This window comes from Pseudomonas sp. PvP009 (genome assembly GCF_017832995.1).
Lineage (GTDB): Bacteria > Pseudomonadota > Gammaproteobacteria > Pseudomonadales > Pseudomonadaceae > Aquipseudomonas > Aquipseudomonas syringae.
Genome location: NZ_JAFIBG010000001.1, coordinates 5,117,642 through 5,130,890, shown reverse-complemented (window position 1 = coordinate 5,130,890; position 13,249 = coordinate 5,117,642). Strand labels below are relative to the sequence as shown.

At 61.3% G+C, this 13,249-nt stretch carries 9 protein-coding genes; 8 read left to right on the top strand and 1 reads right to left on the bottom strand.

Annotated features, from left to right (window positions below):
- Window positions 1-9 precede the first annotated feature (9 nt).
- Entirely contained in the window at window positions 10-2,655 is a 2,646-nt protein-coding gene (aceE, locus tag JOE29_RS22035) for a pyruvate dehydrogenase (acetyl-transferring), homodimeric type (RefSeq protein WP_003392156.1), read from the bottom strand.
- Window positions 2,656-3,039: 384 nt separating this feature from the next.
- Between aceE and glnE the strand changes: the two genes are divergently transcribed.
- The 8 genes from glnE to JOE29_RS21995 all read left to right on the top strand — a co-directional run bounded on the left by glnE (window position 3,040) and on the right by JOE29_RS21995 (window position 13,110).
- Complete coding sequence (gene glnE, locus JOE29_RS22030; protein WP_116827012.1) at window positions 3,040-5,997, top strand: bifunctional [glutamate--ammonia ligase]-adenylyl-L-tyrosine phosphorylase/[glutamate--ammonia-ligase] adenylyltransferase; 2,958 nt, start codon at window positions 3,040-3,042, stop codon at window positions 5,995-5,997.
- A gap of 129 nt (window positions 5,998-6,126) precedes the next feature.
- Window positions 6,127-7,161 carry a lipopolysaccharide heptosyltransferase II gene (gene waaF, locus JOE29_RS22025; protein ID WP_210079864.1) on the top strand — a complete coding sequence of 345 codons (1,035 nt, stop codon included), beginning with the start codon at window positions 6,127-6,129 and terminating at the stop codon, window positions 7,159-7,161.
- A gap of 2 nt (window positions 7,162-7,163) precedes the next feature.
- Window positions 7,164-8,228: a lipopolysaccharide heptosyltransferase I gene (gene waaC, locus JOE29_RS22020; protein ID WP_003318175.1), complete on the top strand. Its 1,065-nt coding sequence runs from the start codon at window positions 7,164-7,166 to the stop codon at window positions 8,226-8,228.
- Window positions 8,228-9,349, top strand: a complete 1,122-nt coding sequence (locus JOE29_RS22015; protein WP_210079863.1) for a glycosyltransferase family 4 protein — start codon at window positions 8,228-8,230, stop codon at window positions 9,347-9,349. The genes waaC and JOE29_RS22015 overlap by 1 nt, the downstream gene beginning before the upstream one ends.
- A complete protein-coding gene (rfaP, locus tag JOE29_RS22010; RefSeq protein ID WP_003392144.1) occupies window positions 9,349-10,155 on the top strand; it encodes a lipopolysaccharide core heptose(I) kinase RfaP in 807 nt (268 codons plus the stop codon). The genes JOE29_RS22015 and rfaP overlap by 1 nt, the downstream gene beginning before the upstream one ends.
- Window positions 10,155-10,889 carry a lipopolysaccharide kinase InaA family protein gene (locus tag JOE29_RS22005; RefSeq protein ID WP_003346826.1) on the top strand — a complete coding sequence of 245 codons (735 nt, stop codon included), beginning with the start codon at window positions 10,155-10,157 and terminating at the stop codon, window positions 10,887-10,889. The genes rfaP and JOE29_RS22005 overlap by 1 nt, the downstream gene beginning before the upstream one ends.
- The gene (locus tag JOE29_RS22000) at window positions 10,886-11,665 is read left to right on the top strand and encodes a lipopolysaccharide kinase InaA family protein (RefSeq protein ID WP_003318178.1); all 780 of its coding nucleotides are present in this window, start codon (window positions 10,886-10,888) and stop codon (window positions 11,663-11,665) included. The genes JOE29_RS22005 and JOE29_RS22000 overlap by 4 nt, the downstream gene beginning before the upstream one ends.
- On the top strand, window positions 11,665-13,110 hold the full coding sequence (locus tag JOE29_RS21995; RefSeq protein WP_210079862.1) for a lipopolysaccharide kinase InaA family protein: 1,446 nt from the start codon (window positions 11,665-11,667) through the stop codon (window positions 13,108-13,110). Before JOE29_RS22000 ends, JOE29_RS21995 begins: the two co-directional genes overlap by 1 nt.
- Window positions 13,111-13,249: the final 139 nt, after the last annotated feature.

Below are 13,249 nucleotides of genomic sequence, written 5' to 3'. Positions count from 1 at the left end.
AGCAGACTCTTAGCAGTCCAGTGGATTGCGTTTTTCAGGATCGATGCCGAACTTGGCGATGGCTTCAGCCACGACTTTAGGTTCGATATCGCCACGATCAGCCAAGGCTTCCAGGGCTGCCAGCACCACGAAGTGACGATCGACTTCAAAGAAGTGACGCAGCTTCTTGCGGCTGTCGCTACGGCCGAAACCGTCGGTGCCCAGGACTTTGTATTCCTTGGTTGGAACCCACTGACGAATCTGATCAGCGAACAGCTTCATGTAATCCGTGGATGCGATGACCGGACCTTTGCGACCGTTCAGGCATTCCTCGACATAGCTCAGTTGCGGCTTCTGGCCAGGGTGCAGGCGGTTGTTGCGCTCTGCAGCCAGACCGTCGCGACGCAGCTCGTTGAAGCTGGTGACGCTCCACACGTCGGCACCGATGTTGAACTCGTCACGGAGAATCTTCGCCGCTTCGCGAACTTCACGCAGGATGGTGCCCGAGCCCAGCAACTGGACGTGGTGCGCCGCTTCCTTGGTGTCTTCTTCGAGCAGGTACATGCCCTTGACGATGCCTTCTTCCACACCGGCCGGCATGGCTGGCTGGGCGTAGGACTCGTTCATCACGGTCAGGTAGTAGAAAACGTCCTGCTGCTCTTCGAACATCCGGCGCATGCCGTCCTGGATGATCACTGCCAGTTCGTAACCGTAAGTCGGGTCGAAGGTGCGGCAGTTCGGGATGGTCGATGCCAGGATGTGGCTGTGACCGTCTTCGTGCTGCAGGCCTTCACCGTTCAGCGTGGTACGGCCGGCGGTGCCGCCAACCAGGAAGCCACGGGTGCGGCTGTCGCCAGCGGCCCAGGCCAGGTCGCCAATACGCTGGAAACCGAACATCGAGTAGAAGATGTAGAACGGAATCATCGGCTGGTTGTGGCTGGAATACGAAGTACCGGCAGCGATGAAGGAGGACATGGCGCCCGCTTCGTTGATGCCTTCTTCGAGGATCTGGCCTTTCTTGTCTTCGCGATAGAACATCACTTGTTCTTTATCGACTGGCTCGTAGAGCTGGCCGACCGATGAGTAGATGCCCAGCTGGCGGAACATGCCTTCCATACCGAAGGTACGCGCTTCGTCCGGGATGATCGGCACGATGCGCTGACCGATTTCCTTGTCCTTGACCAGTTGCGTCAGGATGCGCACGAAGGCCATGGTGGTGGAGATTTCGCGATCGCCCGAGCCATCCAGGATGGCCTTGAGGGTTTCGAGTGGCGGGGTCGGCAGGCTGAAGCTCTGCGCACGACGCTGCGGTACGAAACCACCCAGCGCAGCACGACGCTCGCTCAGGTAACGGGCTTCGGCGCTGCCTTCTTCCGGCTTGTAGAACGGCAGGGCTTCGAGTTCGGAGTCCTTGACCGGGATGTCGAAACGGTCACGGAAGTGACGCAGGCTGTCGACATCGACCTTTTTGGTGTTGTGCGCAGTGTTTTTCGCTTCGCCGGCGCCGGTGCCATAACCCTTGATGGTCTTGGCCAGAACCACGGTCGGTTGACCCTTGTGGTTGACGGCTTCGTGATAGGCCGCATAGACCTTGTACGGGTCGTGGCCGCCACGGTTGAGTTTCCAGATCTCGTCGTCGGACAGATCGGCAACCATGGCCTTGAGTTCAGGCGAGTTGAAGAAGTGCTCGCGGACGAACGCGCCGTCCTTGGCCTTGTAGTTCTGGTATTCGCCGTCGATGACTTCGTCCATACGACGTTGCAGGATACCGTCGACGTCCTTGGCCAGCAGTGGGTCCCAGAAACGGCCCCAGATGACTTTGGTGACGTTCCATTGGGCGCCACGGAACACGCCTTCGAGTTCCTGGATGATCTTGGCGTTGCCGCGAACCGGACCGTCGAGGCGCTGCAGATTGCAGTTGACGACGAAGATCAGGTTGTCGAGCTTCTCGCGACCGGCCAGGGCAATGGCGCCCAGGGATTCCGGCTCGTCGGTCTCGCCGTCACCCAGGAAGCACCAGACTTTCTGCTTGCCTTCCGGGATGTAACCGCGGTGCTCCAGGTACTTCATGAAGCGCGCCTGGTAGATTGCCTGGATCGGGCCAAGGCCCATCGATACAGTCGGGAACTGCCAGAAATCTTTCATCAGCCACGGGTGTGGGTAAGACGACAGGCCATTGCCGTCGACTTCCTGACGGAAGTTGGTCATTTGCTCTTCGGTGATGCGGCCTTCCATGAATGCACGGGCGTAAACGCCTGGCGATGCATGCCCCTGGAAGTAGATCAGGTCGCCGCCGTGTTCGTCGGTCGGGGCCTGGAAGAAATAGTTGAAGCCGATGTCGTACAGCGTGGCGCTGGAGGCGAAGCTGGAGATGTGGCCGCCCAGATCCGGGTCGCCGATGTTGGTTTTGACAACCATGGCCAATGCGTTCCAGCGCACCAGCGAGCGAATGCGGCGTTCCATGAACAGGTCGCCAGGCATGCGTGCTTCGTGGGTGACAGGAATGGTGTTGCGATATGGCGTGGTGATGGCGTACGGCAGCTGCGAACCACTACGGGTGGCCAGCTCGCCCAAACGGGTCATCAGGTAGTGAGCGCGGTCTTCGCCTTCTTTGTCGAGAACCGATTCCAGGGCGTCCAGCCATTCCTGGGTTTCGACGGGATCGAGGTCTTGCATGGCTTGCTCCAGGGCGGAAAGGCTTCCAGAATCGGTTGCCTGAGTTTGCGACTGGCCTTGTGGGCAGACGACATAAATTCTTGGATTTCCGGAGGGTGGGATCCGGCGGCGTGTAGTTTTACTACAAATCGACGACGATTTCAGCCCTCCGAGTATCGGACCCAGTAGTAAAACTACAGAGAAGCGACTCAATCGCTCCTGTTGTCGTGTAGCTTAAAACGTTACTGTTGATCGCTATTGAATATCTTGCAGGTAAAAAGCGGATTTTTATGCTTCTAATTTGATTTTTCCAGCAATTTATAACCTTTGTTCGACAAGCGGTGCTGGCAGACGCGTCTCGCCGTAACGACGGACGGGCGTCTGCACGCCGATCAAGGATAGACCATGAGCCTACCTTTACTGGCCGAATTTCCGGCCATTCTACTGCCATCGATCAGCCGCGCCCGCCAGATGTTTCAGGCTGCGCTGACTGCCCTGTCCGAGGACGCGCGGGCTTCTTTCAACGCTTGGCCCGAGGCGCGACAGGCAGCCTTCGACCGGGTCTGCGCCGCCAGTGATTTTGTAACCGAACAAGTCTGCCGTGATCCGCAGATGCTTCTGCAGCTGGCCGATTCGGGCGAGCTGGAGCGTAGCTTCTCTGCCGGCCAATTGCGCGGTCAGCTTGCCGACGCGCTGTCGAGCGCCGCCAGCGAGGATGAACTGGGGCGTAATCTACGTCGACAGCGCGCACGCCAGCAAGTACGGATTATCTGGCGCGACCTGACCCGTCAGGCGAACCTCATCGAAACCTGCCGTGACCTGTCGGACATGGCCGATGCGTCGATCGATCTGGCTTACCAATGGTTGTACCCCCGGCATTGCCAGCAGTTCGGCACCCCGACCGGTCGTCATTCCGGAAAGCCGCAGCACATGGTCATTCTGGGCATGGGCAAGCTTGGCGCGGTCGAACTGAACCTGTCCTCGGACATTGACCTGATCTTCGGCTACCCGGAGGGCGGCGAAACCGTCGGCACCAAGCGTGCGCTGGACAATCAGGAATTTTTCATTCGCCTGGGCCAGCGGCTGATCAAGGCGCTCGACCCGGTGACCGTCGACGGTTTCGTGTTCCGGGTCGACATGCGCCTGCGCCCTTACGGTTCTTCCGGGGCACTGGTGCTCAGCTTCAATGCGCTGGAGCAGTATTACCAGGACCAGGGCCGGGACTGGGAACGTTACGCGATGATCAAGGCGCGCGTGGTCGGGGGCGATCAGGCGGCCGGTGCCGAATTGCTGGCGATGCTGCGTCCGTTCGTGTATCGCCGCTATCTGGACTTCTCGGCCATCGAAGCGCTGCGCACCATGAAGCAGCTCATTCAGCAGGAAGTGAAGCGCAAGGGCATGGCGGAAAACATCAAGCTGGGTGCCGGCGGCATTCGCGAGGTGGAGTTCATCGCCCAGGCCTTTCAACTGATTCACGGCGGCCGCGACCTGAGTCTGCAGCAGCGGCCGCTGTTCAAAGTGCTGAAAACCCTCGAGGGGCAGGGTTATCTGCCCTCGGCCGTGACCGAAGAGCTGCGCGAGGGCTACGAGTTTCTGCGTTATACCGAGCACGCCATTCAGGCGATTGCCGACCGTCAGACGCAGATGCTGCCGGATAACGAACAGGATCAGGCGCGCGTTGCGCTGATCATGGGCTTCGCTGACTGGGCTGCCTTTCACGAAAGGCTGATGTACTGGCGTGGCCGTGTGGCCTGGCACTTCCGCCAGGTCATTGCTGACCCCGACGCCGATCCGGACGACGAGCAAGATGAAGATGACGAAGTGGTGGTGGGAGGCGAATGGCTGCCGCTGTGGGAAGAGTCCCAGGACGAAGAAGCCGCGGGTCGCCAACTGTTGCAGGCCGGCTTCGTCGATGCCGAAAGGGCGCTGAAACATCTGGCCAACCTGCGCAGCAGTCCAAACCTGCGTTCGATGCAGCGTCTGAGCCGTGAGCGGCTGGACGCATTCATCCCCCGTCTGCTGGCTCAGGCGGTGGAACATGAGAAGCCCGACCTCGTATTGGAGCGCGTGCTGCCCTTGGTCGAGGCCGTCGCGCGTCGCTCGGCGTACCTGGTGCTGCTCACGGAAAACCCCGACGCGCTGCGACAGCTGCTGACCCTGTGTGCCGCCAGCCCGTGGATTGCCGAACAGATCGCGCGTTTCCCGTTGCTGCTCGATGAGTTGCTTAACGAGGGGCGCCTGTTCAATCCTCCGCTGGCCCCGGAACTGGCGGCCGAGCTGCGCGAGCGGCTGATTCGTATCCCCGAGGACGATCTCGAGCAACAGATGGAGGCCCTGCGGCATTTCAAGCTGGCGCACAGCCTGCGCGTCGCGGCGTCCGAGATATCCGGCAGCCTGCCGTTGATGAAAGTCAGTGATTACCTGACCTGGCTGGCCGAGGCGATTCTCGATCAGGTGCTCGCGCTGGCCTGGCGCTACAGCGTGGCCCGCCACGGTACGCCTTTGCGTCCGGACGGCACGTTGTGCGATCCGGGCTTCGTGATCGTCGGCTACGGCAAGGTCGGCGGTATCGAGCTGGGGCACGGCTCCGATCTGGATCTGGTGTTCATTCATGATGGCGATCTGGAGGCCGAGACCGACGGTGCCAAACCGATCGACACTGCGCAGTTCTTCACCCGGCTGGGGCAGCGGGTGATCCATTTGCTGACCACACAAACCAACTCCGGTCAGCTGTATGACGTCGACATGCGCCTGCGGCCTTCGGGGGCGTCTGGCCTTTTGGTCAGCTCTCTGGGCGCTTTCGCCCGTTATCAGGCCAATGAAGCCTGGACCTGGGAGCATCAGGCACTGGTCCGTGCGCGGGTCATGACCGGCAGCCGGGATGTCGGCGAGCAATTCGAGAAGGTCCGTGCCGATGTGCTGGGGCGCGAACGCGATCTGGACAAGCTGCGCGCCGAAGTCAGCGAAATGCGCGCCAAGATGCGTGACAACCTCGGGACCCGCGCGACAGCGGCCGGCAGGGCGGCCAATGCCTTCGAGGCGGCGGTGCCATTCGACCTCAAGCAGGACGCCGGAGGTATCGTCGATATCGAATTTATGGTGCAATACGCCGCCTTGGCGTGGTCCAGAGAGCATCCCGCGCTGCTGCAATACACCGACAACATCCGGATTCTCGAAGGGCTGGAAGAGGCCGGGCTGCTGCCGGATACGGATGCCGGCCTGCTGCGCGAAGCCTATAAGGCGTATCGCTCGGCGGCACATCGACAGGCCTTGCAGAAGCAGGCGGGCGTGGTCAGCGGCGATCAGTTTCATGCCCAGCGGCGTGAGGTGATGCGGATCTGGACGCAGATGGGGTTGAGCTGAGCCTCACGGCAACGCCACATTCCGCTGCAACACTCTATAAAGCTATGACAGGGAGGCGACAGGTTGTGTGGGAACGTCACGCAGTCTGATCGGCCTCCCTGATCGTTTCTGGTCGTTTTTGGATAGAACATGAAAATTCTGATCGTTGGGCCTAGCTGGGTCGGTGACATGGTGATGGCACAAACGCTGTTCCAGTGTCTGAAACAGCGTCATCCCGAGTGCGAAATCGACGTGCTGGCCCCTGAATGGAGCCGTCCGATACTGGAGCGCATGCCGCAGGTTCGTGCTGCGCTCAGTTTTCCGCTGGGTCACGGTGCCCTGGAACTGGCGACCCGTCGCCGGATCGGCAAATCTCTGGCTGGCCAATACGATCAGGCTATCCTGCTGCCCAATTCGCTGAAATCGGCGCTGGTGCCGTTTTTTGCCGGTATCCCGAAGCGCACCGGCTGGCGCGGGGAGTTTCGCTACGGCCTGCTCAACGACGTACGAACCCTCGACAAGCAGCGTTACCCGCTGATGATCGAGCGTTTCATGGCCCTGGCCTTCGACAAGGGCGCCGAGTTGCCGCGTCCTTACCCGCAACCGAGCCTGCGCATCGACCCGACCACGCGCGATGCCGCACTGAGCAAATTCGGCCTCACGCTGGATCGCCCGGTACTGGCGCTGTGCCCCGGCGCGGAGTTCGGCGAGTCCAAGCGCTGGCCCGCCGAACATTACGCACAGGTTGCCGACGCGAGCATTCGCGAAGGCTGGCAGGTCTGGCTGTTCGGCTCGAAAAAGGATCACCCGGTCGGTGAGAGCATTCGCCAGGAACTGATTCCCGGCCTGCGTGAGGAGTCCGTCAACCTCAGTGGCGAGACCTCGCTGGCCGAAGCCATTGACCTGCTGTCGTGCGCCGACGCTGTGGTGTCCAACGATTCCGGCCTGATGCACGTGGCCGCAGCGTTGAACCGTCCGCTGGTGGCTGTCTACGGCTCGACCTCGCCGGGCTTCACGCCGCCGCTGGCCGACGAGATCGAGGTGGTGCGACTCGGCATCGAGTGCAGCCCGTGCTTCGAGCGCACCTGCCGTTTCGGCCATTACAACTGCATGCGTCTGCTTGAGCCGGACGCCGTGATTCAGGCGCTCAGCCGCCTGAGTAGCACGCCGGTGGAGGTTGCCTGATTTTGCGGGTACTGCTGATCAAGACGTCTTCACTGGGTGACGTGATCCATGCCTTGCCCGCGCTGACCGATGCGGCGCGCGCGCTGCCCGGCATTCGCTTCGACTGGGTGGTCGAGGAAGGCTTCGCGGAAATTCCCGCCTGGCATCCGGCGGTCGACAGGGTCATCCCGGTGGCGATTCGTCGCTGGCGCAAGCACCTCTGGCAGACCTTCAGGTCCGGGGAATGGCGGCGCTTCAAACAGCAGGTGCGCGAACAGCGTTATGATCTGGTGATCGATGCGCAGGGCCTGTTCAAAAGTGCCTGGCTGACACGCTATGTCGATGCGCCGGTGGCCGGTCTGGACCGCGATTCGGCACGCGAGCCGGTTGCCAGTCGCTTTTATGATCGCGCTTTTCCAGTGGCGCGCGGGCAGCATGCGGTCGAGCGGCTGCGTCAGCTGTTCGCTCAGGCGTTGGGTTATCCACAGCCGTCCGGCATGGGCGATTACGGTCTCAAGCCACTGGCGACCCTGGATGACAGTTTGCAGGCCCCGTTCGTGCTGTTCCTGCATGGCACGACCTGGGACACCAAGCACTGGCCCGAGCTGTACTGGCGGCAACTGGCCGAATTGATGGCAGCGCGCGGTCTGCAAGTGCAGTTGCCGTGGGGCAATCCGGCAGAGAAAGCTCGCGCCGAGCGTATTGCCGAGGGTCTGAGCAGTGCGCACGTGCTGCCGAAGCTCAATCTGGCAGGGGTTGCGCGGGTACTGGCCAGCGCGCAGGCGTGCGTCGCGGTAGACACTGGCATCGGCCACCTGGCTGCTGCACTGGATGTGCCGACCATTTCCCTGTTCGGCCCGACCAATCCGGGCCTGACCGGGGCCTACGGCAAGTCGCAGGTGCATCTGGCCAGCGACTACCCCGGCTGTACGCCGTGCCTGCAAAAGAAATGCACGTACCAACCGAGCGCCGACGATCAGCGCCGGTTCGACCTTAAGCGCGAGTGGCCGATGTGCTTCACTCGCTTGAATCCCGAGCGAGTAGCGAGCCAATTGGGCGCGCTGTTGCTGGCAAAGGAACCTGGCTGATGCAACTGGCTTTTGTACTCTACAAATACTTTCCGTTCGGCGGCCTGCAACGCGACTTCATGCGCATCGCGCTGGAGTGCCAGCAGCGCGGCCATCAGATCCGCGTCTATACCCTGATCTGGGAAGGCGATGTGCCTCCCGGTTTCGAGGTGCTGGTGGCGCCGGTCAAGGCGTTCTTCAATCATCGGCGCAACGAAAAGCTCAGCGCCTGGATGGAAGCAGACCTGGCCAAACGCCCGGTGGACCGCCTGATCGGTTTCAACAAGATGCCCGGCCTGGATGTGTATTACGCCGCCGACGGCTGTTTCGAGGACAAGGCGCAGAACCTGCGCAGCCCGCTGTATCGCAAGTGGGGCCGTTATCGCCACTTTGCCGACTACGAGCGCGCAGTGTTCGCCAGGGACTCGAAAACCCAGGTGCTGATGATTTCCGAAGTGCAGCAGCCGCTGTTCATCAAGCATTACGACACCCCGCCGTCGCGCTTCCATTTGCTGCCGCCGGGCATTTCCCAAGATCGTCGCGCGCCGCCGGATGCACCTGACATCCGTGCAGGCTTTCGCAAGGAATTCGGCCTTGCCGACGATGACCTGTTATTGGTGCAGATCGGCTCCGGTTTCAAGACCAAGGGCGTGGATCGAAGCTTGAAGGCGCTCGCGGCTCTGCCCGCCGGGCTGAAGAAACGCACGCGACTGTTTGTAATCGGGCAGGACGACCCCAAAGTATTCCAACTGCAGAGCTCGGCGCTCGGCCTGGGTGATCAGGTGACCTTCATGAAAGGGCGCAGCGATATTCCGCGTTTTCTGCTGGGCGCCGACCTGCTGATTCATCCGGCCTACAACGAAAACACCGGGACCGTGCTGCTCGAAGCGCTGGTTGCCGGTTTGCCGGTCCTGGTCAGCGCGGTCTGTGGTTACGCTCACTATATTGCCGAGGCCGATTGCGGGCGGGTGCTGGATGAGCCGTTCGAGCAGGCGCAGCTCAATCGCTACCTGGCGCAGATGCTTCAGGACGATGCCGCACGCAGCGCGTGGTCGCGCAATGGCCTGACCTTTGCCGACACGGCAGACCTTTACAGCATGCCGCAACACGCTGCGGATGTGATTCTGGCGGAGCACTATTGATGAAGCTGTTCCTTGCTGAGCCGTTCAAGAGCCTGTGGGCGGGGCGCGATGCGTTCGTCGAGGTCGAAGGCCTGAGCGGTGAGGTCTACCGCGAGCTGGAAGGGCGCCGCACACTGCGCACCGAGGTCGATGGGCGCGGTTACTTCGTCAAGATCCACCGTGGCATTGGCTGGGGCGAGATCGCCAAGAACCTGGCGACCGCCAAGCTGCCGGTACTCGGCGCGGGCAAGGAATGGGACGCCATCGAGCGCCTGCATGAAGTCGGCGTCCCGACCATGACCGCCGTGGCCTATGGCGAGCGTGGCAGCAACCCTGCCGCGCAGCACTCGTTCATCGTCACCGAAGAACTGGCACCGACCACCAGCCTCGAAGACGTCAGCCTCAACTGGCGCAACGAGCCGCCCGAGCCGCGTCTGAAGAGAGCCTTCATTGCCGAAGTCGCCCGCCTGGTCGGCATGATGCACCGCGCAGGCGTCAATCATCGCGACTGCTACATCTGCCATTTTTTGCTGCACACCGACAAGCCGGTGACCGCTGACGATTTCAAACTCTCGGTCATCGACCTGCACCGTGCCCAGACCCGCCGTGCGATCACGCCACGCTGGCGCAACAAGGACCTGGCCGCGCTGTATTTTTCAGCGTTGGACATCGGCCTGACCCGCCGCGACAAACTGCGTTTTCTCCAGGGCTATTTCCAGAAGCCGTTGCGCGAAATCCTGCTCAAGGAAGCGACGTTGCTGACCTGGCTGGATAAAAAAGCCGACAAGTTGTATCAGCGTAAAGTGCGCTACGGAGACGCACTCTGATGGCGGGCTGGAAGCTCGAGCCCGAGTACGCGTTCCTGGAACCGGAATTTGGCAGCCTGGATGCCGTATTTGCCTTGCAGGGACAGCAGTTGACCCGCGATCCGCTGTCCGACGTCATCCGCGTCGAGCGCGCCGGGGTTTACTACTACGTCAAACGCTACGTGGGCGCGGGCAAGGGTCTGCGTCGCTACATGGGCAAGCCAAGGGTCAAGTCCGAATGGCAGAACCTCAAGCGCTTTGCTAAATGGGGCATCCCCACCGCAGAAGTCGTGGCCTGGGGCCTGGAGCGCAACGGCGCGGCGTATGATCGCGGCGCACTGATCACACGTGGCTTGCCGAACACCGAAGACTTGTCGGCGCTTGCGCAACGCAAGGATCCGCGACTGGCCGATCGCCACTGGGTTGACGCGCTCAGCCGCCAGCTGGCTGCCTTTACCCGGATCATGCACGACAACCATTTCACACATAACGATTTGAAATGGCGCAACCTGTTGGTCGATAACGAGGGCAAGCTGTTTTTCATCGACTGCCCCAATGGTGCATTCTGGTGGAGCTTCATGCTGCGCTATCGGATCACCAAGGATCTGGCCTGCCTGGACAAGGTCGCCAAGTATCACCTATCGGCCACCCAGCGCCTGCGCTTCTACCTGCAATACCGCCAGCGAACGCGTTTGAACGCCTCCGACAAAAAACGTATTCGACATATCGTCAGCTTTTTCGAGGGCCGTGAATGAGCGTTTTTATTGCCAGTGCCGACCAGCCTTTACTGGCGCGTCACAACCTGGCTGATTTTGAATCGCTTTGGAACATCCGACTCGATGCGGTCGATGAGCCCAATACCGGGCGCGGCGGCTGGAGCAGTGTGTTCCGCCTCGACCTGGACGGTCAGGGGTTTTACCTCAAGCGTCAGAGCAACTACCTGACTCACACGTTGCATCACCCGTTTGGCGAACCGTCGTTCTCGCGCGAGTTTCGTAACATCAGTCGCTATCGCAAACTGGGCATCCCGGCATTGCAGGCGGTGTTCTATGGCGAGCGCAAGGTCGACGGCGAACGCCGGGCGATCCTGATGACGCGTGCGCTGGACGGCTGGACCGATCTTGACGAACTGTTGCAGCAGTGGAACCAGATGGAGGCCCCTCAGCGTCAGGCAATACTGCACGCCTGCGGCCAGCTGGCGCGCACGCTGCACGGCGCCGGACAGGTGCATGGCTGCTTCTACCCCAAGCATATTTTTCTTCAGGCAGCCGGTACGGGGTATCAGGCGCAACTGATCGACCTGGAAAAAACCCGCCCGGTGATCTTCGGCAAGCGTGACCTTGCCCGCGACCTCGAACCGCTGCTGCGCCGCGCGCCCATGTGGAATGAGGCCGATCGGCGCGAGCTGTTGGCGGCTTATCTGCAAGCCACGCCGAACAGCCTGCTGGTCGACGCCTGGAGTGCGCGCCTGGGCAAGCGCGGCGCTCACAAACGAGACCTTCAACACCGCGATGATAAAGAGACCCGTTGATGCGCCTGTCTGAACTCAAGACCGCCGGACGTACCCCCGAGTTGCCGATGAGCCTGACGCTGGCCGATGCTGCCGGATCGGCTGAACTGCAATTGCTGACCCTGCTGCGGGTATTGCCGGGGCAGCGCTATGTCGGCGCCGGTGTCTGGCGAGGCCGAATGGTGCTGGCAAAACTGCTGGTGGGCGACAAGGCGGCCCGACACTTTCAGCGTGAGCTGGCCGGCGTAAGGCTGCTTGCCGAACAGGGCCTGACCACACCGCTTTTGCTGGCCGACGGTTTGCAGGACGGTGAGGGTGGCTGGCTGTTGTTCGAGTTTCTGGAACAGGCACCCAGCCTGGGCGATGCCTGGACTGCTGTTAAGCACCTGCCACCGCTGGCAGACGAGCAGCAAGCGGTGCTCGGTGAGGCGCTATCGGCCATTGCCCGGCAGCACGCAAAAGGCCTGTGGCAGGAAGACCTGCACCTGGACAACCTGCTGCGCCACAAGGGGCAGTTGTACCTGATCGATGGCGCCGGCATTCGTGCTGAACAGGCCGGTACGCCGTTGTCCCGGCAAAAAGTGCTGGAAAATCTCGGCGTGTTCTTTGCCCAGTTGCCCAGGTCTTTCGAACCGTTTACTGAAGAGCTGTTGGTGCATTACCTGTTGAGCAATGCCGAGCATGGTTTGCCGATGGAAGCGCTGCAAAAGCAGATCGACAAGGTTCGCAGCTGGCGGCTCAAGGACTTCATGAGCAAGACCGTGCGCGACTGCAGTCTGTTCAGTGTCGAGGACAGCGCTTCGGTGTTCCGCGCCATTCGTCGCGAAGAAGAGTCTGCGATGCTGCCGGTGCTGAGTCAGGCGGATGCCTTGCTCGACAAGGGCCATCTGTACAAGACCGGTGGCGCGGCGAGTGTCGGGCGGGTTGAGATCAATGGTCGTCCGCTGGTCATCAAGCGCTACAACATCAAGAATTTCAGCCATTGGCTCAAGCGCTTCTGGCGCCCCAGCCGGGCCTGGCATTCGTGGCGCGAAGGCAATCGGCTGATGTTCCTCGATATCGCCACACCCAAACCGCTGGCCGTGCAGGAAAAGCGCTTTCTTGGCTTGCGCAGCAAGGCCTGGCTGGTGACCGAGTTCATTGATGGGCCGGACATCATCGAACGCTTCGCTCCGTATGTGGAAAACGGTGATGCGCCAGAGGTCGAACTGCTGGCGCTGGATCGGCTTTTTGCGCAGCTTATCCAGGCGCGCATCAGCCATGGTGATTTCAAGGGGCATAACCTGTTCTGGCACGTCGATCGCTGGGCAATGATCGACCTGGACGCCATGCAGCAGCACAACTCGCAGTCGTCATTCGCTGCGGCCTACGCCCGAGACCGGGCCCGCTTCATGCGCAACTGGCCAACGCAGAGCGCGCTGCACCAGTTGCTGGAGCAGCGCTTGCCGAAGCTTGTGACGGACTGAGCCCGGCTGACCCTCGTGCCAGCGCGGAGCGCTCATCCGTAGTGGCTGACTCTCGTGCCAATGCTCCGCGTTGGCATGCCGTTCCGGACGCTCCGCGTCCTCTGTGCGACGCGGAGCGTCACGAAAGGCATTCCCACGC